A 19,914-nucleotide genomic window follows, 5' to 3' on the forward strand; every position below is an offset into this window, starting at 1 on the left:
GAGATGCAAAGTATCAAGGCGTTTCGAAGCTGCGGTGCACAGGCGGCATCGATTAGACTTCGCATTTTTTGAGCGTGATGATTTTCGTGGCTGGCTTTCGACTCGACGGACGGGCTTCGTGAACGGCGATCCGATCGCGCTCGCGCAGATAGCGGTCGCCGCGCTCGGCGATATCGCGTTTGCGGCGACACTCGGCGCGATGCTGCTGGATCGCTGGGCGCGCGCCGAGTCTTCGCTCGCGCCTATCGCAGCGGTCGTGCTTGTGCTGTGCAATGTGGCTTCGCTGTGGCTGCTGGCGATGGAAATGAGCGGTGCATCTTTTGTCGATGCAGGCGCGTCGCTCCGGCTCGTGGTGATGGCGACGCACGCGGGCACCGGCTGGGCGGTGGCGCTGTTGGGTAGCGTGATCTTGCTGCTGACCGCTAAGCGAGCAGGCCTGACGCCGATGCTGATCGTCGCGCTGATCGCAGCGGCGGGGAAATCGGCGATTGGCCATGCGGCGGATGCGGGCACGTTTTCCATCGCCGAAGCGGTGCAGATGGTGCATCTGCTGGCGACAGGCGTATGGGGCGGCGTGGTCATCGCAGGCGCGATGGTTTTGCCGCAGACCGGCGCGCAGTTCATGCGCGTGCTGCACAACGTGTCCCGCACCGCGATGATCGCCGTCGCATTCGTGCTCGCCACCGGTCTCTACAACGCAATACGCGGAACGGGCGGCGCGCTATCCGTACTGGCATCGAGCACATGGGGACACGCGCTCGACGTCAAACTTGTGTTGGTGGCGCTCGCGCTAGCGATTGGCGCGTGGAATCGCTGGATCGTGATGCCGCACGGAGCGCCGCAAAAGGTAATCCGCTTGATGCAAATAGAAGCGCTGGCGATCATCGGCGTATTCATCGCGGCATCGGTGCTTTCGCACAGCATGCCGGGATAAAAATCCGCCTACTCGTACCCGAGCCGATGACTCACGATCGGCGCACAAAACAGCGCAACGCCCGCGCCGACGATCTTCCCCTGCAACTCGACGAACGCGGTATGCGTGTTCACATCGAACAGCAAGCCGAGCAACTGCGGCAGACAAAACACCGCAACCGCGCCGATAAACCACTGCGTCACCGATGCAATCCGCCAGCCGCGCTGCGCCCCGATCCCGCCCGCGATCACGCGCGCGACGCCGAACGCGACCAGCGCGCCGACCGTCAGTTGCGCTCGCACATATTCATCGGGAAGGGCTTGCCACATCGTTGTTCTCGTTTAGTGGTGACGTGTCGCCAGCTTAGGCGCAGGAAACGCGCCCGTATGTACGAGACAACGCAAAACCATCAGAAGAATCAGAACGTGTGCTCAGGACCCGGAAAACTGCCGTCCTTCACCGCGCGCACATAGGCTTCGACCGCAGCAAAGATGTTCGGCTGGCCCTGCATGAAATCCTTGACGAAGCGCGGACGCTTGCCGTGGAAGATGCCGAGCATGTCGTGCAGCACCAGCACTTGCCCCGAACAATCGATACCCGCGCCAATGCCGATCGTCGGAATCGCGATTTGCTGCGTGACATCGCGTGCGAGCAGCGTCGGCACCGCTTCGATCACGAGCAATTGCGCGCCCGCTTCCTGCAACGCAATGGCATCGCGCTTCATCTGCTCGGCGGCCGCTTCCGACTTGCCCTGCACCTTGAAGCCGCCGAACGCATGCACCGATTGCGGCGTCAGTCCGACATGACCGCACACCGGAATCGATCGCTCGACGAGAAAGCGCACCGTTTCCGCGAGCCATTCGCCGCCTTCGATCTTCACCATCGCCGCGCCCGCGCGCATCAGCTTGACCGCGTTCGCGTAAGCATCTTCCTTCGAGCCGATGGTGCCGAACGGCATATCCGCGACGATCAGCGCACTACGCTGACCACGCGCCACCGAAGCCGTGTGATACGCGATGTCTTCGAGCGTAACGGGCAGCGTCGTGCCGTGCCCTTGCAGCACATTGCCGAGCGAATCGCCGATCAGCAACACATCGACGCCTGCGCGTTCGAGCAGCGCGGCGAAGCTGGCGTCGTAACACGTCAGCATGGCGATGCGTTCGCCCGCTTCGCGCATGGCCTGAAGTTTCGGGACGGTGGCCGTCGAACGGCTGGTTTCCTGCAGATACGTCATGATTGATCCAACTTGAAAAGCGGTCTCAGACCGATACGCCTTTGACAAAGAATTCCTTGCGCCCGCGCATCGTCTCGATACGGTCGATAAGCAAGGCAAGATCGTCTTCCGATGCGAGCGGGTTCAGATGCTCGGCATTCACCGTCAGCAACGGCGACGCATCGTAGTGATAGAAAAACTCGTTATACGCATCCGACAACGCGCGCAGATACGAATCCGATATTTGCAGTTCCATTGGCAGGGCGCGCTTTTGTATGCGCGAGAACAGCACTTCGGGACTCGCCTGCAAGTAGACCACGAGATCGGGCGCGGGTCCGCTCGCCTGAATACGCGATGCGATGTCTTTGTACAGCGCGAACTCATCGTCGGGCAAGGTGAGGCGCGCAAAGATTTCGCTTTTCTGCGTGAGAAAGTCGGCCATCAACGGCGTGTTGCCCGAGAGCATCTCCGTGACTTCGCGTGTTTGCGCGGCGCGTTGCAGCGCGAAGCTCAACTGCGTGGCGAGCGCGTGACGCGTGGTGTCGCGATAGAACCGTTCGAGAAACGGATTGTCCTGTGGACGCTCGAACAGCGTGCGCATCGACCAGCGTTCAGCGAGCAAGGTCGCCAGCGTGGTCTTGCCGACGCCGATCGGCCCTTCGATTGCGATATAACGATGCGGCGGACGCAGTTGCGGCGCCGTGACGGTGAGTGGCGGAACGCTCATCGGCAGATAGGTTTGGAGGGTTTGACTGCGGCGGGCATGCACTGACACGTCGCGACTTTTTCGATGCGCTGATCCGCGACGCCATCGACGAACGCATCGGCACGGCCACGTTGGGGAATGATGAGATCGGGTTCGAGTTCGACGAGCGGGATCAGCACGAAAGCGCGCTCCGTCATACGCGGATGCGGCACCACGAGATCCGCTTCATCGATGCTCGACGCGCCATACAACAGCACATCGAGATCGAGCGTACGCGGCGCATTGCGATACGGCCGCTCGCGCCCGAACTGTTCTTCGATCATATGACACAGACGCAGCAGCGAACGCGCGGGCAACGAGGTTTCGAGCTTGACGACGCAATTGAAGTAGTCGTCGCCCGATGAATCGATCGGCGCGGTGCGATAGAGGCTCGACTTCGCGAGCACAGTGATCGTGTGCTGCTGGGCAAGACACACGACGGCGTCTTTCAGGGTCTGGCGCGCATCGCCGAGATTCGCCCCCAGGCCCAGATAAGCAATCGTCATGGCAAAAGTCCTGTGCTTGGGTTGCAGCGAAAACGGATAGCTCGAACACTATCCGCTACTGTAACCAAAACCGGCTTTATTCGTTGTCCGCGCCTTCGTGCCCGTCATGCGCGTCGCTTTCTTCGCGTTCGGTGGCTTGCGTGTTGGCATCGCCCGATTTGCGCTTTGCATTGCTGCGACGGCGACGCTTCTTCGGTGCGCGGTCCTTGCCGCCTTGCGATAACAACGACTCGCGTTCCGCGCCATCGCCACTGATGAAGTCCGTCCACCATTGACCGATGGACGCATCCAGCTCGCCCGATTCGCAACGCAGTAGCAGGAAATCATACCCCGCTCTGAATCTTTGGTGTTCCAGCAACTTCATCGCGCTTCGACCGCGCTTTTCCAGCCGATGCTGAAGCCCCCAGATCTCGCGCATATCCGATGAAAACCGCTTGTGGATCGCGAGTTTTTCGGTCTGCATATCGAGCACGTCGTCCATTGCGCGATGCAGTGCGGGGACGGGGAATTCGCCGTTTGCGGTGAACTGTTGCCAGCGCGTCTGCACGTCGTGCCACAAGAGCGTCGCGAACAGGAATCCCGGCGATACACCCTTGCCCGCGCGCACGCGTTCATCGGTGCTGGTCAACGCAAGCGTCACAAATTTCTCGCCGTGCGGCTGTTCGAGCACGACATCGAGCAAAGGCAACACGCCGTGATGCAGGCCTTCCTGACGCAAACGCGTAAGGCACGCCAGCGCGTGACCGGATAACAGCAGCTTGAGCATCTCATCGAACAGACGCGCGGCGGGCACATTGTTCAGCGAGTCGGCGAGTTCCTTGATCGGCGCGCGCGTGGCTTCATCGATCTCGAAGCCGAGCTTCGCCGCGAAGCGCACCACGCGCAACATGCGCACCGGATCTTCGCGATAACGCGTGGCCGGATCGCCGATCATGCGCAGCAGGCGCGCGCGGACATCGGCCATGCCGTCGTGATAGTCCAGCACGGTTTGCGTGGCCGGATCGTAGTACATCGCGTTGATGGTGAAGTCGCGGCGCGTGGCGTCTTCGTGCTGCTCGCCCCAGACGTTGTCGCGCAGCACGCGGCCGCTGGCATCGACGGCATGCGTACGGCTGTCGAGTTCGCCGCGTTTAAGACGGCGCGGCGGCTCGGCGGCCGGTTCCGGCGGCACGTCCATCAACGCGCGAAAGGTCGATGTCTCGATGATCTCCTGCCCGAACTGCACATGCACGATCTGAAACCGCCGCCCGATAATGCGCGCGCGCCGGAACAGCTTCTGCACCTGATCGGGCGTGGCGTCGGTGGCGACATCGAAATCTTTCGGCGCGATACCGAGCAGCAGATCGCGCACCGCACCGCCGACGATAAACGCGCGATGTCCCGCCTGCTGCAACCCTTCGGTCACGCGCACGGCGTTCTTCGAGATCAACGACGGATCGATGCCGTGAATGTCCGAAGACAGAATCACCGGCACATTGGGATCGCGCTTGGGCACAGCGGAGGCTGCGGGCGCTTTCTTGCGCGTGGTTTTGCGCGCCGGTTTCGCGGCTTTGGCTTCGGCTTCGGTAGCAGGAACGTCGTTACCTTCCGGGAGAGCGGCGCTTTCTTGCCCGAACAGCTTGCGGATGAGTTTTTTAATCACGTGTGTCAAACAGGTTCAGGATGCGCCAGCCTCGGGCTGCCGCGTGCGCGCGCAGGGTGTCGTCGGGATTGGTCGCGACGGGATCGGTTACGCGTTCGAGCAACGGAATGTCGTTGTGCGAGTCGCTGTAAAAATAGCTGTGCTTGTAATCGTCGATTGTCTTGCCGAGCGTGGCGAGCCATTGCTCGACGCGCACGATCTTGCCTGCGCGATAACTCGGCGTGCCCGTGGGCCGGCCCGTCAGCGCGCCTTGCGGATGATTATCGACCGTCTCGACCTCGCACGCGATCAAGGTTTCGATACCGAACGCTTCCGCGATCGGCGCGGTGATGAACGAGTTGGTCGCGGTGACCATACAACACAGACCGCCGTTGTCCTGATGCTCGCGCACCAGCGTCACGGCCGCCGGCACGATGCGCGGATTGATGACTTCGCGCATGTACTGCGCGTGCCAGTCAGTCAATTGCTCGCGCGAATATTTGGCGAGCGGCGTGAGCATGGCGTGCAGATAGGCGTTGATATCGAGCACGCCCGCCTTGTAGTCGGCATAGAAGGCATCGTTCTGACGCGCGAATTTATCCGCATCGACAATGCCGAGCTTCACCATGAAGCGGCCCCATTCGTGGTCGCTGTCGGTGGGAATGAGCGTGTGATCGAGATCAAAGAGGGCGAGGTTCATGGGAGCGCATTTTACTTGAAGCGGGTCGGAGCGTTGTCTGGCGCGGCTGAGAGCGGATCGCCGAGCAGGTCGGTGAAGTCGTCGGACAGCGATTCGGTCGAGTAGGGCAGATTGCGCGTGACGACCATCGTGCGGATCAGTTGCTTGGTCACCGCGCGCTTTTTTTCCAGCGAAAAGCGGTCGAGATCGTCGAGCAGCGCCATCAGACTACGCATATCGCGATGAAAACGCGTCAGCAGATACGCGGGCACGTCGTCGGCGAGTACGAGGCCGCGTTCGCGCGCCGCGTGTTTCAGCACGGCGGCTTTGGCATCGTCGGACAGCGGCTGGAGCTGGAACACGAGACCCCAGCCGAGCCGCGTGCGCAGGTCTTCGCGCACGTCGAGCGTCATGGGCGCGGCGTTGCCGGCCGCAACCAGCGCGCTCGGCGGATGCGCCCGCACTTCGTTGAACAGATTGAACAGCGCGATCTGCTGCGCGGCAGACAAGCGATCGCAGTCATCGACGGCGTAGAGCGTGACCTGCGGATCGAAATTGAATGCGTTCAGCGCGCTCTGCGGGCTCAGGAAACGCGCGTGGCCTTGCGCTTCATGGACCAGCGCGTGCAGCAGATGACTGCGCCCGCTGCCGGGCTCGCCCCACAGATAGAACGTGCGATCCGCGACGGGGCCTTCCGCGAGCGCGGATTCGAGTTCGCGCAGACGCGTCACGAGTTCGTGATTGCTCGCGGCGAAAAAATTGTCGAAGGTGGCAGGCGGCGGCGTGCCGAGATCGAGCGTCAGTTGGCGTTGCACGGGAGATCGGGTTCGTCGAAGCGGCTTGGAGCGTTGTTCGGGCGTTTCTTGAAAATGAGCCGGCGCTTGATGCCTGCGCGCCTGACGGATCGTCGCCGATCTCGAAAAGGTGCGGGGAAGCGTTCGCGAAACCAGCCGGCCGGCTCTCATCGGGTAAAATCGCATTTTACCGACCTTCTTGCACTCGCCTCCATGAATCAACCGAAATCCGCCTCTGACGCCCAAGGTTTGTCGTACCGCGACGCGGGCGTCGACATCGACGCGGGTGACGCGCTCGTCGACCGCATCAAGCCCTTTGCCAAAAAGACGATGCGCGACGGCGTGCTGGGCGGCATCGGCGGATTCGGCGCGCTGTTCGAAGTGCCGAAGAAGTACAAGGAACCGGTGCTGGTGTCGGGCACGGACGGCGTGGGCACTAAGCTGCGCCTGGCGTTCGACCTGAACCGTCACGATACCGTCGGCCAGGATCTGGTCGCGATGAGCGTGAACGACATTCTGGTTCAGGGCGCGGAACCGCTGTTTTTCCTCGATTATTTCGCATGCGGCAAGCTGGACGTGGATACGGCGGCGGACGTGGTGAAAGGCATCGCGCAGGGTTGCGAGTTGTCAGGTTGCGCGCTGATCGGCGGTGAGACGGCGGAAATGCCGGGCATGTATCCGGCCGGCGAATACGACCTCGCCGGTTTCGCGGTCGGCGCGGTGGAAAAAAGCAAGATCATCGATGGCTCGACCATCAAGCCGGGCGATGTGGTGCTCGGGCTGGCATCGAGCGGGATTCATTCGAACGGTTTTTCGCTGGTGCGCAAGATTATCGAGCGTGCGAATCCGGATTTGAATGCTGACTTTGACGGCCGTTCACTGGCCGACGCGCTGATGGCGCCGACGCGAATTTACGTGAAGTCGTTGCTGTCCGCGATGCAGAGTGTGACGGTGAAGGGCATGGCGCATATCACGGGCGGCGGGCTGGTGGAGAACATTCCGCGCGTGCTGCGCCAAGGGCTGACGGCGGAGCTGGATCATCGCGCGTGGCCGCTGCCGCCGCTGTTCGCGTGGCTGCAAAAGCACGGCGGTGTCGCGGATGCGGAGATGCATCGCGTATTCAATTGCGGGATCGGGATGGCGGTGATCGTCGCGGCTGAGGACGTTGCTTCCGCGACTAGTTTGCTTTCCGCTGGCGGCGAGCAGGTCTGGACGATCGGCGTCGTGCGCGAGAGTAAGGAAGGGGAAGCGCAGACGGTGGTGGTTTGATTTTTCGGGTTGGTTGAGCAAAAGCCCTCGCGGAATGCGAGAGCTTTTTGTTTTTCAGCGGAGCGAGCGGGCAATTCGCTCGACATAGCCACGCGCCGTCCTCGACGCGTCGAGCATATGATCGACGTAATTTGCGAGCCTCAACTGATGCTGCTTGGCATTCATACTGCACGTGCCTCGTTCAATACCTCAACCCTGAACTTGGGCGATAAATCGCGCGGCGTGACCACATCCACAGGAACGCCGAGCAGTTCCTCAAGTTCTACCTGTATCGCGCCCAGATCAAATAACGTCGCGCCGGGCAGGGCATCAACGAGAATATCCAGATCGCTGCCGTCGTCGTCATCGCCATGCAGCGTCGAGCCGAAGACGCGAGCGTTAGCGGCGTGATTGGCCGCAACAATCCGGCGTATGTCGTCGCGATGCGCTCGAAGTGCGTTCGAAGGTTAGGTCATGTCGTGTCGGAGATGAGCTTGAGCGTGATTTCTCAATCATAACGCGGCATTTTCGGACGTAACGCGTTCCATCGCCGCCACCGCCCGCTCCGTCGCATCCGAATCACAACAATCAATCACCACGCGCTCCGGCATCGCTCTGAGCCAAGTTAGCTGCCGCTTGCACAACTGCCGCGTTGCGAACACGCCTTTATCGCGCATTTCGTCGTAGCCGTACGCGCCGTCGAGATACTCCCACGCTTGCCGATACCCCACGCACCGCATCGAAGGCATCGACAGATCGAGGTCGCCGCGTGCGCGCAGACGCTTCACTTCGTCGATGAAACCGTGCGCCAGCATCGTATCGAAGCGCGCTTCGATACGTGCATGCAGCACGGCGCGGTTCGAAGGCTCCAGCGCAATCGGCACGAATCGATACGGCTCGTCTTCGCTCGTCATACGCGGCGCGGCCAGCAACGCCGACATCGCTTGACCCGACAGCATGAACACTTCGAGCGCCCGCTGAATGCGCTGCGAATCGTTCGGTGCGAGCCGCGCAGCCGTCACCGGATCGACCGATGCGAGCCGCGCGTGCAAAGCAGGCCAGCCATTGCGCGCGGCTTCTTCGTCCAGCGATGCACGCACGGAAGCATCAGCGGAAGGGAGATCGTTGAGGCCTTGCGTCAGCGCCTTGTAGTACAGCATCGTGCCGCCGACCAGCAGTGGCACGCGCCCGCGCGCGATGATTTCGCCGACCAGCCGCATCGTGTCCGCGCGAAATTGCGCGGCGGAATAAGACGAAGCCGGATCGATGATATCGATCAGATGATGCGGCGCGACCGCGCGTTCCTCCGCGCTCGGCTTGGCCGTGCCGATATCCATCTCGCGATACACCAGCGCCGAATCCACACTGATGATCTCGACCGGATGCCGCTGCGCGAACGCCAGCGCCGCCGCCGTTTTGCCCGACGCGGTCGGCCCGAGCAAACACGCAATCGGAAGGAGCGTGCTCATTGTCCGCGCATGAAAAGGCGGTCGAGATCGGCGAGCGTGAGCTGATACCACGTCGGACGGCCGTGATTGCACTGGTCGGCGCGTTCGGTCGCTTCCATCTGGCGCAGCAGCGCGTTCATTTCATCGAGCGTAAGACGGCGATTGGCGCGCACCGCGTTGTGGCACGCGAGCGTGCCGAGCAGTTCGTGCTGACGTTCGGTGAGCACGCGCGACCCGCCGTACGCGTGCAGATCGGCGAGCACGGCGCGCGCGAGCGATTGCAAATCCGCGTCCTTCAGAAGCGCAGGCACCGCGCGAATCGCAATCGATGTCGGCGATAACACCGCGAGGTCGAAGCCGAGCGCATCGAGCGTCTCGCGTTCCTCCTCGACGATGCCGATTTCCACCGGCTCGGCGTTCATCGACACGGGAATCAGCAGCGGTTGCACCGCGATCGTCCGATCGGCCAGCGCGAGCTTGAATTGCTCGTAGAGAATGCGCTCGTGCGCGGCGTGCATATCGACGATCACGAGGCCGCGCGCGTTCTGCGCCAGCACGTAGATGCCGTGAATCTGCCCGACCGCGAAACCGAGCGGTTGTTCGTCGGTGTAGGTGGACGGGTGCTGTTTGGCGAGCGCCGGTTCATTCACGACAGCCGGCGTTTCCTTGCGCCCGAACATCGCATCGTAAAGGGCGAGCGGTTGCGCGACGGGCAAGGTGCCCTGCGTCATGCGCGACTGACGCATCCAGTTCGTGCCGTTCTCGCTCTTCAGATTGAGCGATTCCGTCGCGCTCGTAAAAGGCTTCGCGCTGAACGAAGACTCGCCGGTCGGCATGATTTGCGCCGAATGTCCGCCCGAAGTCGTTTCCGGCGATGCCCCCGCCTGCCGCGCCAACGCCCGCTGCACGGCATGAAACACGTATTGGTGGATCGAGCGCGAATCGCGAAAACGCACTTCGATCTTCGACGGATGCACGTTCACATCCACCGACTCCGGCGGCAGATCCAGAAACAGCACATACGCCGGATAGCGATTGCCGTGCAGCACATCCTCATACGCCGCGCGCACCGCATGCGTGAGCAACTTGTCGCGCACGAATCGGCCATTCACAAAGAAATACTGCTGATCGGCGCGGCCGCGGCTGGCGGTCGGCAAACCGGCGCAGCCATACACCGCAAGCGGACCCGCGCGCTCATCGAGCGGCAGATGCGCGGTCTCGAACACCTCGCCGAGAATCTTGGCGACGCGCGTTTGCGGATCGCTGGCGTTCCAGTGTTCGATGGCACGGCCGTTATGCATCACCGAAATCGCGACATCGGGGCGCGCGAGCGCCGTGCGGCGAATCACGTCGAGGCAATGGCCGAGTTCGGTCTGCTCGCTCTTGAGAAATTTGCGGCGTGCGGGCGTGTTGAAGTACAGCTCGCGCACTTCCATCGTTGTGCCGACGGTGCCGGCGGCGGGCGAAATCGCGCCCGTTTGCGCATCGATACGTGTGGCGTGCGCGCAGCTTTCCGTGCGGCTCGTGATGAACATTTCGGCCACCGATGCGATCGAAGCAATCGCCTCGCCGCGAAATCCGAGCGTGGCGACGGCTTCGAGATCGGCGAGTGAGCGGATTTTGCTGGTCGCGTGGCGCATCAGTGCGAATGGCAACTCGTTGGGCGGAATGCCGCAGCCATCATCCGCAATCACGATGCGCTTCACACCGCCTTCGTCGAGTGTGATGCGAAGCGTTTTTGCACCTGCATCGAGTGCGTTTTCCAGCAGTTCCTTGACTACCGATGCCGGCCGTTCCACCACTTCGCCCGCCGCAATCTGGCTGATGAGCTGATCGGGCAGCGGAGCGATGGCGCGCGAACGGCGCGCGAGCACGGCGGTCAAATCGCCGGCGGAGGGTTCGTTGAGATCGGCCATGACGAATTATAGCGATTCACGCCTGACCGCTCTCCCGCGTTCTTGCCTTTGAAAAAGCGCTTTTTAACCGCTGCGACGCGTCGGTTCGGTATCATGGCGCGACTCTTTTTATCCGCCGCAGGTCATTTCTTTTGCTGAAAGCCCGGCCTAATTTTTCGAGGAAAGCTTTTGGACACGCTGCTGCAATTCGTTGGACTCATCCTTCACATCGACAAGTCGCTCGGCGTCTTTATTCAGAACTACGGCGCGTGGGTGTATGCCGTGCTGTTTCTGATCGTTTTCTGCGAAACGGGGCTGGTCGTGTTCCCGTTCCTGCCCGGCGATTCGCTGTTGTTTATTGGCGGCGCGTTTGCGGCGAGCCATGAGATGGATCTCACCGCGCTGATCGTGCTGTTGCTGGTCGCGGCCGTGCTCGGCAATACGGTCAATTATTGGATCGGCCGGAAAATCGGTCCGAAGGTATTCGACACCAATATTCCCGTACTCGAACGCTTTCTCGATCGCGCCGCGCTGCAAAAGACGCATAACTTTTATGAGCGTCATGGCGGCAAGACAATCGTGATCGCGCGATTCGTGCCGGTGGTGCGCACGTTCGCGCCGTTCGTCGCGGGCGCATCCGAGATGAATCACGGGCGGTTTCAGTTGTTCAATATTCTCGGCGCGCTGATCTGGGTGCTGCTGCTCGTGTTGCTCGGTTATTTCTTCGGCAACATTCCGTTCATCAAGCAGTATCTGAATGTGATCGTGCTGGTGGGGATCGGCGCGGCGGTGGTGCCGGTTGCGCTGGGCGCATTGTGGAAAATGAGCCGTCGCGGTTCGAAGGCGTAAAAAAGCGAGGCCGTCGTGAGACGGCCTCGCTTCTTGCTGCGGGCTTAGTGAAGCTTAGCCGCGGCGAATCAGTCGGATGATGAAGATCAGCACGACCGCGCCGATTACCGCCGTCAGCAGCGAGCCGAAAATGCCGCCGCCGAACGACACGCCGATCAAACCGAACAGCCAGCCGCCCAAAAACCCGCCGACGATACCGACGAGAATATCGACCAGCACGCCGAAGCCCGCGCCGTTCATGATGAGACCGGCGAGCCAGCCCGCGACGCCGCCAATGATCAGGCTGAGAATGATGCCGTGTTGCAAGATTTGCATACGATAAACCTCGAATAAGTTGAACCACCGAGGGAACGCGAGACGCTCCCGCCTTCTGGCGGCGCTCAATTTAGCCGATGCACCTGACGGATGGCCCATTGATTTGTCAAGGTTTGTCGCTGTTGCGCGAAGTTTGACGATGCAATCGCAGCGGAACGCATCGCGCGTGTATCCGTCAAAAATTTAGAATGCCAAAGCGCTGTCAGCGGAACGACGCAGTGTGCCGTTTATGTCACATGCCACGCGTGGTTAGCCGATTGTGTAATGTTTTATGCTCACGGCTGGTGAGCGCGTGGGTTGCTGTAATCGCGGCGGTGACGGCGTCGTGTTACGGCATACTGCAATGCGGCGGCACGTCGATAAACGGCGTCCCATTCAGCATTTGCTCGGGCGGCTGAGGTGCCTTAATTGCGCGCGAGTTAAAGATCAAAAACGGATAGCAGGGGAAGGTTGGTGTTGATGCGCACAGATGTTTTCGGCCCGCAATCGCGCGTGGCCTTCGCGAGCAAGGCGCTCGCAGCGGCGGCAGCAGCAGGTGCGGCGGTCATATTGGCGGGATGCGCGTCGGATCGCACGCCTGCGCCGATCGTCGAAAGTTCGGCGTTGAGCGCGCCGCCGGTCGTGCAGAGTACGGCGTCTTCATCGCCGATCGTCACGCCCGCGCCGGTCGTGCCGCTTGCGCCCGCGCCGGTCGAGCCGGGGCTCTATCGCGTGAAGCCGGGCGATACGCTCTATGGCATCGCGCGTCAGTACAAGCAGAAGCCCGCCGATCTGGCGAAATGGAATCCAACGCTGCCGGAAAGCAAGCAGGTGAATGTCGGACAGGTTCTGCGCGTCGCGCCGCCGGGATCGGCTGCCGTGGCGAGCGCGCCTTCGACTTCGTCCAAATCCGCGTTGCCGCCCCTTTTGCCGACGAACGATAAGCCTTCGACGGCTGCATCGGCGACACAGAAGGAAGCGGTCAAGGAAAAGCCCGCAGCTACCACGGCAAGCGAAGACAAAACCCCGGCCGCATCGAAAGGCACGTTCAACTGGCCCGCGCACGGTGAAGTGGTGCGCAAGTTCGGCGCGAGCGGCAACAAGGGTATCGATATCGCCGGGAAGGTGGGCGAGCCGGTAAAGGCGGCGGCATCCGGCAAGGTGGTGTATGCGGGAAGCGGCTTGCGATCCTACGGGCGCATGATCATCGTCAAGCACAGCAACGATTATCTGACCGCCTACGCGTACAACGAAAAGCTGCTCGTGAAGGAAGGCGACATGGTCAAACAAGGCGCGACCATCGCCGATATGGGCACGGGGCCGAGCGGCTCGCCGTCGCTGCATTTCGAAGTCAGAAAGTCCGGCGCCGCCGTCGATCCGGTGCCGCTGCTCGGCGCGGGCGGCTGACGCGCAACGGAACGCAGGAGGTTGAAGTGAGAAAGATCGTTATCGCCGTGTTTGCTGCTTTCGTTGCGGCGTCGTTGCTTGCCGGCTGCGACCAGCAGCAAAGCGAGGAAGCAATGGGCAAGCTCAAGTCGTTTTTCAATTCCGTGAAACCGGACAATCTGCTGCTCAAGGATCTGAAGCCGGGCATCACCACCGAAGCGCAGATTCGCGATCAAATGGGCGAGCCGGAAACCACGCGCACCTTTACCGACGGCTCTAAGCGGCTGGAATATCCGCGCGGGCCGGCCGGCACCACCACCTATTTCGTCGATATCGATTCGGACGGCCACTTCGTCAACGTGACGCAAGTGCTGACCGCTGAAAATATCGCTAAGGTGCGGGTGGGCATGACGATGGACGAAGTTCGCCGCCTGCTCGGCAAGCCGACCACGCTCGCCGAATATCCGCTCAAGAAAGAGCGCGTGTGGAGCTGGCACTGGCTCGAAGACGGCGTGAATCGCGACGCCATGTTCAATGCGCATTTCGGTCCGGACGGCACGGTGGTCACGACATCACGCTCGGAAGCGGAGGGCGGCGGGCGTCATTGAAGGGTTGGGCGGGGGCAGTTGGAGGAGCAAGATGAATAACGACAAAAGAAAAGCATTGATGGACGAAGCGTGGCGTTTCCGCGAACGCGCCGCGCAGCATAGCGAGCAAGAGAGCATCGTCAGATGGGATTGCGGGCGCGGTCACGGATGGGACGACACGCTCGACCATGCGCAGAACGTGCGCTGCATGAACTGCGCATCGCAGCGGCGCGAGATTGAAACCAGGCGTTTGCACGATATCGCGCGGGTGCGCGGCGGCTTTTTTGAACCGCAGGCATTCGGCAACGCGGGCGCATCGCTGAGCTGGGAGTGCGCGCATGGGCATCGCTGGAGCGCGCGGGCGGAAGACGCCGAGCGGCAATGGTGCGCGGTCTGTGCGCGGACGCTGTATTCGGGGTATCGCTGAAAAGTGGCTGAAAAAGTGGCAAAAAGAAAAAGCCGGCAATCTTTCGATTAGCCGGCTTTTGAGTTTTTTGTCGGAGCGATGGTGTGCATCACCTGCTGTTCGCCAGGCCGTTGGCAAAAACGTGCGCCGTGTTACTGGGTCGCCTCACTTTTACCCACGATTCGGTCGAATGCCGCTCGCTTTTTCGGTTGCCGCGCGTACTGCCTGATTCCCCGACGCGCGAGCACAGATTATCACGATCAGCCTTTCCTCAGAGCGTTCGTTTGCCGACATTCGGCGCACGGGTGACGCGGAAACAACAGTCGAACCGTGCTCAATTTTCCGACGAAACCAACTCGGCTTTTTCCACGTTTTCCGATGCGTTTCGCATATTCGCCGCCACCAGCGATTGCGTCACCATGCTCGCTTCCGCCTGCGCGATATGTTCGAGCGTCGCATCGTCGAGTTGCGCGGCGAAGATATCGAGCGCGAAGCAGAGGCGGGCGTATTCGGCGTCGTCGAGCGCCCAGACGCCGGTGCTGGCGTGGCGCGCATCGAGACTGACGAGCGCTTCGTGTGCGAGCGTGATGTCGGCATCGAATTCGGGTGCATGGCCGAGCTGGCAGAGCTCTTCGGCCACCAACAGATGACGGCACAGCGTCATGAACAGCGCCTGCGAGCCGTGTCCGCGGCGGAAGGCGTCGAGTGCGCTATAGCACTGCAAAAGCATGGTGTTGATCATCGGTTCGCGCGCGGTGCGGCTGTAGGTGAGCGCCCGCAGCAACGGCGACATTGCGGGACGGCCGGATTTCATGTTCGTCGATTTCTTTTTCACGGAAAGTCTCCCGGGAAGTGTGTGCGTCTTCTAAGGCAATTTGATGCATCAGCGCTTCGTGACGCGGGTTGCGATGAGCTTGGAAGGCATCATCGCACCCGTTAATTAGCGCTGACTTAAACCATTTCAAGCCGCAATTTACGCCGGAACGAGCGATTCACCCGACACGCGCACCGATTGACCGACCGCCACGCCCGGCGCGGCATCGTAATTGAACGTGCGATAGCTGCCGTCGTTCATGCGCACTTGCACCTGATACGTCGTTGCCTTGTGCACCACATGTTCGATCTGATTGCCCGCCAGTCCGCCGCCGATTGCACCGATGATCGTCGCCGCCGTCTTGCCACGGCCATTGCCGATTTGCGTGCCAGCCAAACCGCCCGCCAGCGCGCCACCGATCGCGCCGATGCCGGTGGTCGGCTGCGCGGTCTGGATCGCGTTGACGGCGGTCACTTGTCCGGCGTACGGATCGTAAGCGGGCGCGGTGTTTTGCGCATAGTTGGTGGCGGGCGCGGACTGTGTTTCGGCGGGAGCCGTCCGATGCACCGCGTTCGTGCTCACATGATGCCCACGCACGGCGCGCGGCAGCGGCGCTTCTTTTTCGGTGTTCTGTACAACGGGCGCGGCCTTGGCGGCTTGTGTATCGACGAGTGGCGATGCAGTGACCGCCGCCGCCGTTGCCTTCGACGATGGCAACAGCCCGGTCATGGCCGCGATGCCGGTGCCGCACGCGAGAATGACAGCGACTGCTGCGCCCGCGACGAGCGGATGGATACGCGACGACTTCGTTTGATATTCGGGTACGGCGCTCATGGCAGCGACTCCTGTGGATGCCTGCCTGCTATAACGCCGCGTACGCCGCGCGGTGGACCGCGCGGCTGTGACATTTGTAAGTAAACGTGCGAACCGGCAGCGTTTATTCGATGAAGCGATTCAGCGCCTGAGTGAAGCCAGTGAACGTGGTATTTGCTATGCCGATATAGAGCGTGGCGAGCGTGCTATAGGTACCGATGTGGAACTTCGTATAGTCACAGAGAAGCTCCAGGTTCTTCTCTGGCGGTTTATTCCTGAATGACGATTCGATACTGCAAACGCAAAAAAGCCGCTGAACCTTTCGGAACAGCGGCTTTTTCTTCAAACTGGTGGCGAATCAGGGAGACAAGGACAAATCCCGGAGACGCCCGCCCCGCTTGGTTCTGAGGGGTCAAAGCCCTAAAAACTGGTGGTCCACTGGTTTGGACCTCTTAATTCTAGCGCGATTTTCGAGCGATCTGTTTGCCGCCGGCAAGCCCCCGAGTGGGCTATGCAGCAGTGGCGAATGATGTATTGATCAGCGACACGACCGAAGTCTCGATGGCGAACCGACAGTTGAGCGCACGAAAAATCTGTCCGTGCCTGCTGTTTAGGCACACCAAATCACCGGCGCCGCAACACCACCAGCCGCGCTATTTCACATGAAGTGGCACGTTTCGCTGTTAGCATTAACGTTACAACGAGTGAGTGTTCGTCGCACAGGCGATGCGGAAAAGGAACAGAGAATGAGCGAGCAGAAAAAATTTTGGAGGTTTCTGAAAAGCGTTTTGGATTTTGCCATTGTCCGCGCAATACCAAGTCTCTTTTGCTGGTTTTTTGTGTGCTTGATTATATTTTTGGGTGGTGGTGTTTTAGACGCCGCCACAAGCGGAGGGTTAGAATTACCCAAAATAGCAAGCGTGTCTTCGCTTTATGAGTCCCGCTTTCTTCTCGCTTTCCCAGTCGCTGCCGCAGTAATTTTTGTCATTTTTAGCGTAGCCACGGTTATTGCAAAGAAGATTCGGCCGAGCCTCCCCAATTGGCGTTTCCTCCACGAACCTCTAATTGAAGATGAAGAATTCAAGCATAGAATATACGAAGAAGCAATTGTTCAGTTTATAGCGCTTGGTTCAGTTTCCATCTCCGTGGCAATTCACGCATGCCTATCGAATATTTTTTTTAAAACCTCAATTTTGGCGGCTAACATAAGGGGCGGAGTATGGGTGGGTGCGGCGCTTTGGGTCGCCGCTTTCATTTGGAGTTGGCTGATCAATACCCTACAACCCGCGGGATTGCCGGCAAGTCCGACTGAAGGTGTTAAGGCGCCAACACTTGTTGATGAAGATGCTCCGGGGCACCAGCCTAGCAAGCCGACGCCCATCGCTAAGGCGGAAAAGCCATTTCAATCCGAGAAATCCGACGTCGCGCCCGCGCCGCCTGCTAATCCACAGGCAAGCCCTACACAAAAACCGCCTGAAACCGGCGCGCGCAAAAGCGATTCTACCATCAAGTGATTTGCCGATTAAACGTGGAAGAAGAATATGCCTATGGCCAGCAGCACGATGCCGACTACCAGATTTATAAATCCAACTTGAATATCGGTCAAGCCGAATTTCCATACCAGCCTTACGTTTTTCTGCGGTCTTGAAGAAAGATTGTCCATTTTCGCTGGCTCCGAGATTTTCACGGGTGGGGCGTGCCTTGGTTCTAAAGCAGCCGCAGGCAGGAGGCGAGCCAAAAAAGCACAGACCCGATAATTAATCGCGTCCCGTTGGGGTCCGTCAACGGCCTAGTCAAAAAATTGCTGCCCCACATTGGTTACCATTGAGATCGCAAATTTCAAATAGCCGTCCGGCGGTTTTTTTGCGGTTGGATCGCTCGGCTATACATGCTGCACGACTCGAATCGCTCGCGTAACGCACGGAAAACACCAAAAAGGCTCGGCTTTGGCAACCGCGCTATTGATAGAGAACATCCTCGGACCCGAGTCGGCGGCGAGTTCGGCACTTCTCTATCCCTTTACCGATAGCCGGTTTGATCGAGACGCACCAGCCTTCGCCGTCCGACGCCGCTCGCCGCCTAGCCTCCAAGGACGCGTTCGAGTCGGCGAAATCGACCGCTGTTTTTGAGCTTGCCGGAGCTGTGATGGCCAGCCTCCATCCCGGGCCTTTTTCCACTTGGGTCAGATAAGATGCTGCTCTGAGCCAAAACTGACCCGCTTCGCAAGCCAAATGCAATTTTTCAAACGATGGGCCAGGTCCTCTAGCGCGGCCAAAGGTGCTCGAGCAGCCACGCCCAGCGCGGTGAACGCGCCGGTGACGCCGCCTCCACCCGTGCAGTCCACGGAAGGCATGATTGCCTCGGAAGTCCTGAAAAAGGGGAACCGTGAGCAGATTGTCGATTATTACGTTGCGAAAAACCTGAACGCGGAGAACGCTGACTTTTCTTACAAAATCTTGACGCGGCTCAACGCGGCCAAGAGGACGACATTTAACAAAGTAAGCTTTGTTCACGCAGTGTTTGACGGGTGCTATTTCAATCAGTGTCTCTTTGACTCTTGCGATTTCACCGGCGCGCGTTTCGTGGGGTGCAATTTCCATCAAACGTCATTTGCCGGATGCAAATTCGCTTACGCGACGTTCGAGCGATGCCAGATCGACGATGACATTCTGTCGAAAGAAGCGCCGCTTGAGGACAATCTTCGAATGCGGTTTGCCCGCACCCTGCGGATGAATTACCAGCAAATTGGCGACGCAAAGGCGGTGAACAGGGCTATTTCCTTTGAGTTGCAGGCTACCGAGTCTTATCTCTATAAATCATGGGCATCGGGCGAAACCTACTATCGCGAAAAATACCGCGGCGTGGTGATTGCCCGGCAGCTTTGGCGTTGGGTCTGCTTTCGCATCTTGGATTTTGTCTGGGGCAACGGAGAGAGCACTCGCAAATTGCTCAGAAGCTTTCTGCTGGCGTTTGTCATAATTGGTCTGTCGGAGGGCGCCACCGGCGCTAACCCATGGGACGCGCACGCTTATCTGCTGGGACTGCAACACGCGCCAGCCATTTTCTTCGGCGTGGCTGGGGCCGGCTCGTTCGGACCCACTGCAGCGTCCATTATCACGGCCGCGCGGCTCGTCGGGATGGCATTGCTGACAGCCATTCTCATCAAGAGGCTCGGCCGTCGATGACCGTTCATTACTATGCGTTCGGCTCCATTTGCCGAGGCGAAGTCGATCGGGGCTCGGATGTCGATCTGCTTGCGTGCGTGTCTGGCGAGCGGGTTGACCTCGACCTTCAAAAATTCTCAATTTACAGCCACGGCCGGCTTGCCGAGATGTGGCGCGCCGGCAATCCGTTCGCTTGGCACATTCGTCGCGAGTCTCGACTGCTGTTCGCGTCAGACGGGATAGACTTTGTGGCCAGCCTCGGCGATCCTGAACCGTATCGTGACCGTCGCGCCGACTGCGAGAAATTCGCCCGATTATTCGACGAGTCGGCGCGCGCCTTGGGCGCAAACGAAAATAGCTGCATTTTTCACTTGTCTTGCATGTTTTTGGCCATGCGAAACTTCGCAACCTGCCATTCGTTCGGTGGCGGAGTCCCAATTTTTTCGCGTCGATCGCCACTTCTTCTGAAACATCCTGTGCCGATTCCAAACGAAATTTTCGAGACGTTCGCCCGGGCAAGGATTCTGTCGACACGGGGC

The 19,914-nt window shown here is 60.1% G+C and carries 23 protein-coding genes; 9 read left to right on the forward strand and 14 right to left on the reverse strand.

All coding sequences use genetic code 11. The annotated features are described in order from the left end of the window. Positions 1-118: 118 nt before the first annotated feature. The gene (locus tag P7F28_RS24425; RefSeq protein WP_277187341.1) at positions 119-934 is read left to right on the forward strand and encodes a CopD family protein; all 816 of its coding nucleotides are present in this window, start codon (positions 119-121) and stop codon (positions 932-934) included. An 8-nt stretch (positions 935-942) separates the two neighbouring features. Here the strand turns inward: P7F28_RS24425 and P7F28_RS24430 are convergent, their stop codons facing one another. The 7 genes from P7F28_RS24430 to hda all read right to left on the reverse strand — a co-directional run bounded on the left by P7F28_RS24430 (position 943) and on the right by hda (position 6,492). Then, positions 943-1,242 carry a hypothetical protein gene (locus P7F28_RS24430; protein WP_277187342.1) on the reverse strand — a complete coding sequence of 100 codons (300 nt, stop codon included), beginning with the start codon at positions 1,240-1,242 and terminating at the stop codon, positions 943-945. 89 nt (positions 1,243-1,331) lie between these two features. Beyond that, entirely contained in the window at positions 1,332-2,147 is an 816-nt protein-coding gene (gene panB / locus P7F28_RS24435; protein WP_277187343.1) for a 3-methyl-2-oxobutanoate hydroxymethyltransferase, read from the reverse strand. Between the two features lie 25 nt (positions 2,148-2,172). Next, on the reverse strand, positions 2,173-2,853 hold the full coding sequence (locus P7F28_RS24440) for a deoxynucleoside kinase (protein WP_277187344.1): 681 nt from the start codon (positions 2,851-2,853) through the stop codon (positions 2,173-2,175). After that, on the reverse strand, positions 2,850-3,377 hold the full coding sequence (gene folK / locus P7F28_RS24445; protein ID WP_277187345.1) for a 2-amino-4-hydroxy-6-hydroxymethyldihydropteridine diphosphokinase: 528 nt from the start codon (positions 3,375-3,377) through the stop codon (positions 2,850-2,852). Before folK ends, P7F28_RS24440 begins: the two co-directional genes overlap by 4 nt. Positions 3,378-3,453: 76 nt before the next feature. After that, positions 3,454-5,019, reverse strand: coding sequence for a polynucleotide adenylyltransferase PcnB (gene pcnB / locus P7F28_RS24450; protein ID WP_277187346.1), 1,566 nt, complete (start codon positions 5,017-5,019; stop codon positions 3,454-3,456). Next, a complete protein-coding gene (locus tag P7F28_RS24455; protein WP_277187347.1) occupies positions 5,012-5,698 on the reverse strand; it encodes an HAD family phosphatase in 687 nt (228 codons plus the stop codon). The genes pcnB and P7F28_RS24455 overlap by 8 nt, the downstream gene beginning before the upstream one ends. 11 nt (positions 5,699-5,709) lie before the next feature. Beyond that, positions 5,710-6,492, reverse strand: a complete 783-nt coding sequence (gene hda, locus P7F28_RS24460) for a DnaA regulatory inactivator Hda (RefSeq protein ID WP_277187348.1) — start codon at positions 6,490-6,492, stop codon at positions 5,710-5,712. Positions 6,493-6,684: 192 nt separating this feature from the next. Here hda and purM point away from each other — a divergent pair, with 192 nt between their 5' ends. Further along, on the forward strand, positions 6,685-7,740 hold the full coding sequence (purM, locus tag P7F28_RS24465; RefSeq protein WP_277187349.1) for a phosphoribosylformylglycinamidine cyclo-ligase: 1,056 nt from the start codon (positions 6,685-6,687) through the stop codon (positions 7,738-7,740). Between the two features lie 161 nt (positions 7,741-7,901). Here purM and P7F28_RS24470 read toward each other — a convergent pair whose 3' ends face one another. The 3 genes from P7F28_RS24470 to mutL form a co-directional block, all read right to left on the reverse strand. Next, positions 7,902-8,153 (reverse strand): nucleotidyltransferase domain-containing protein, encoded by a 252-nt coding sequence (locus P7F28_RS24470; RefSeq protein ID WP_277187366.1) that lies wholly within the window; start codon positions 8,151-8,153, stop codon positions 7,902-7,904. Positions 8,154-8,231: 78 nt separating this feature from the next. Next, the gene (miaA, locus tag P7F28_RS24475) at positions 8,232-9,188 is read right to left on the reverse strand and encodes a tRNA (adenosine(37)-N6)-dimethylallyltransferase MiaA (protein WP_277187350.1); all 957 of its coding nucleotides are present in this window, start codon (positions 9,186-9,188) and stop codon (positions 8,232-8,234) included. Then, positions 9,185-11,083 (reverse strand): DNA mismatch repair endonuclease MutL, encoded by a 1,899-nt coding sequence (mutL, locus tag P7F28_RS24480; protein WP_277187351.1) that lies wholly within the window; start codon positions 11,081-11,083, stop codon positions 9,185-9,187. The genes miaA and mutL overlap by 4 nt, the downstream gene beginning before the upstream one ends. A gap of 168 nt (positions 11,084-11,251) precedes the next feature. Between mutL and P7F28_RS24485 the strand changes: the two genes are divergently transcribed. Next, positions 11,252-11,911 (forward strand): DedA family protein, encoded by a 660-nt coding sequence (locus P7F28_RS24485; RefSeq protein WP_277187352.1) that lies wholly within the window; start codon positions 11,252-11,254, stop codon positions 11,909-11,911. Between the two features lie 54 nt (positions 11,912-11,965). Here P7F28_RS24485 and P7F28_RS24490 read toward each other — a convergent pair whose 3' ends face one another. Continuing rightward, entirely contained in the window at positions 11,966-12,217 is a 252-nt protein-coding gene (locus tag P7F28_RS24490) for a GlsB/YeaQ/YmgE family stress response membrane protein (protein WP_277187367.1), read from the reverse strand. 468 nt (positions 12,218-12,685) lie between these two features. On the opposite strand from P7F28_RS24490, the gene P7F28_RS24495 reads away from it, so the two are divergent. The 3 genes from P7F28_RS24495 (at position 12,686) to P7F28_RS24505 (ending at position 14,605) form a co-directional block, all read left to right on the forward strand. Next, a complete protein-coding gene (locus P7F28_RS24495; RefSeq protein WP_277187353.1) occupies positions 12,686-13,612 on the forward strand; it encodes a peptidoglycan DD-metalloendopeptidase family protein in 927 nt (308 codons plus the stop codon). Between the two features lie 113 nt (positions 13,613-13,725). Further along, the gene (gene bamE, locus P7F28_RS24500; RefSeq protein ID WP_277187368.1) at positions 13,726-14,199 is read left to right on the forward strand and encodes an outer membrane protein assembly factor BamE; all 474 of its coding nucleotides are present in this window, start codon (positions 13,726-13,728) and stop codon (positions 14,197-14,199) included. Positions 14,200-14,230: 31 nt separating this feature from the next. Beyond that, positions 14,231-14,605 (forward strand): hypothetical protein, encoded by a 375-nt coding sequence (locus tag P7F28_RS24505; protein ID WP_277187354.1) that lies wholly within the window; start codon positions 14,231-14,233, stop codon positions 14,603-14,605. Between the two features lie 313 nt (positions 14,606-14,918). Here P7F28_RS24505 and P7F28_RS24510 read toward each other — a convergent pair whose 3' ends face one another. Beyond that, positions 14,919-15,419, reverse strand: a complete 501-nt coding sequence (locus P7F28_RS24510; protein ID WP_277187355.1) for a hypothetical protein — start codon at positions 15,417-15,419, stop codon at positions 14,919-14,921. 138 nt (positions 15,420-15,557) lie between these two features. After that, positions 15,558-16,232, reverse strand: a complete 675-nt coding sequence (locus tag P7F28_RS24515; RefSeq protein ID WP_277187356.1) for a glycine zipper 2TM domain-containing protein — start codon at positions 16,230-16,232, stop codon at positions 15,558-15,560. A gap of 725 nt (positions 16,233-16,957) precedes the next feature. Between P7F28_RS24515 and P7F28_RS24520 the strand changes: the two genes are divergently transcribed. Continuing rightward, complete coding sequence (locus P7F28_RS24520; RefSeq protein WP_277187357.1) at positions 16,958-17,725, forward strand: hypothetical protein; 768 nt, start codon at positions 16,958-16,960, stop codon at positions 17,723-17,725. Positions 17,726-17,733: 8 nt separating this feature from the next. Here P7F28_RS24520 and P7F28_RS24525 read toward each other — a convergent pair whose 3' ends face one another. Further along, positions 17,734-17,874, reverse strand: coding sequence for a hypothetical protein (locus tag P7F28_RS24525; RefSeq protein WP_277187358.1), 141 nt, complete (start codon positions 17,872-17,874; stop codon positions 17,734-17,736). 568 nt (positions 17,875-18,442) lie between these two features. Between P7F28_RS24525 and P7F28_RS24530 the strand changes: the two genes are divergently transcribed. Both P7F28_RS24530 and P7F28_RS24535 read left to right on the forward strand, forming a co-directional pair. Then, positions 18,443-19,396, forward strand: coding sequence for a pentapeptide repeat-containing protein (locus P7F28_RS24530; RefSeq protein ID WP_277187359.1), 954 nt, complete (start codon positions 18,443-18,445; stop codon positions 19,394-19,396). Then, a partial coding sequence (locus P7F28_RS24535) for a hypothetical protein (protein WP_277187360.1) occupies positions 19,393-19,914 on the forward strand: 522 nt, incomplete at its 3' end. The genes P7F28_RS24530 and P7F28_RS24535, both read left to right, overlap by 4 nt.

It is taken from the genome of Caballeronia sp. BR00000012568055, assembly GCF_029439455.1.
Taxonomy (GTDB): domain Bacteria; phylum Pseudomonadota; class Gammaproteobacteria; order Burkholderiales; family Burkholderiaceae; genus Caballeronia.

Bases quoted from the DNA above. Each gene is read 5' to 3' on its own strand.
- P7F28_RS24520 (WP_277187357.1), top strand. From the start codon at position 16,958: ATGAGCGAGCAGAAAAAATTTTGGAGGTTTCTGAAAAGCGTTTTGGAT.
- P7F28_RS24515 (WP_277187356.1), bottom strand. From the start codon at position 16,232: ATGAGCGCCGTACCCGAATATCAAACGAAGTCGTCGCGTATCCATCCG.
- P7F28_RS24505 (WP_277187354.1), top strand. From the start codon at position 14,231: ATGAATAACGACAAAAGAAAAGCATTGATGGACGAAGCGTGGCGTTTC.
- mutL (WP_277187351.1), bottom strand. From the start codon at position 11,083: ATGGCCGATCTCAACGAACCCTCCGCCGGCGATTTGACCGCCGTGCTC.
- folK (WP_277187345.1), bottom strand. From the start codon at position 3,377: ATGACGATTGCTTATCTGGGCCTGGGGGCGAATCTCGGCGATGCGCGC.
- P7F28_RS24495 (WP_277187353.1), top strand. From the start codon at position 12,686: ATGCGCACAGATGTTTTCGGCCCGCAATCGCGCGTGGCCTTCGCGAGC.
- P7F28_RS24455 (WP_277187347.1), bottom strand. From the start codon at position 5,698: ATGAACCTCGCCCTCTTTGATCTCGATCACACGCTCATTCCCACCGAC.
- miaA (WP_277187350.1), bottom strand. From the start codon at position 9,188: ATGAGCACGCTCCTTCCGATTGCGTGTTTGCTCGGGCCGACCGCGTCG.
- P7F28_RS24530 (WP_277187359.1), top strand. From the start codon at position 18,443: ATGCAATTTTTCAAACGATGGGCCAGGTCCTCTAGCGCGGCCAAAGGT.
- panB (WP_277187343.1), bottom strand. From the start codon at position 2,147: ATGACGTATCTGCAGGAAACCAGCCGTTCGACGGCCACCGTCCCGAAA.
- P7F28_RS24525 (WP_277187358.1), bottom strand. From the start codon at position 17,874: ATGGACAATCTTTCTTCAAGACCGCAGAAAAACGTAAGGCTGGTATGG.
- P7F28_RS24440 (WP_277187344.1), bottom strand. From the start codon at position 2,853: ATGAGCGTTCCGCCACTCACCGTCACGGCGCCGCAACTGCGTCCGCCG.
- purM (WP_277187349.1), top strand. From the start codon at position 6,685: ATGAATCAACCGAAATCCGCCTCTGACGCCCAAGGTTTGTCGTACCGC.
- P7F28_RS24430 (WP_277187342.1), bottom strand. From the start codon at position 1,242: ATGTGGCAAGCCCTTCCCGATGAATATGTGCGAGCGCAACTGACGGTC.
- bamE (WP_277187368.1), top strand. From the start codon at position 13,726: ATGGGCAAGCTCAAGTCGTTTTTCAATTCCGTGAAACCGGACAATCTG.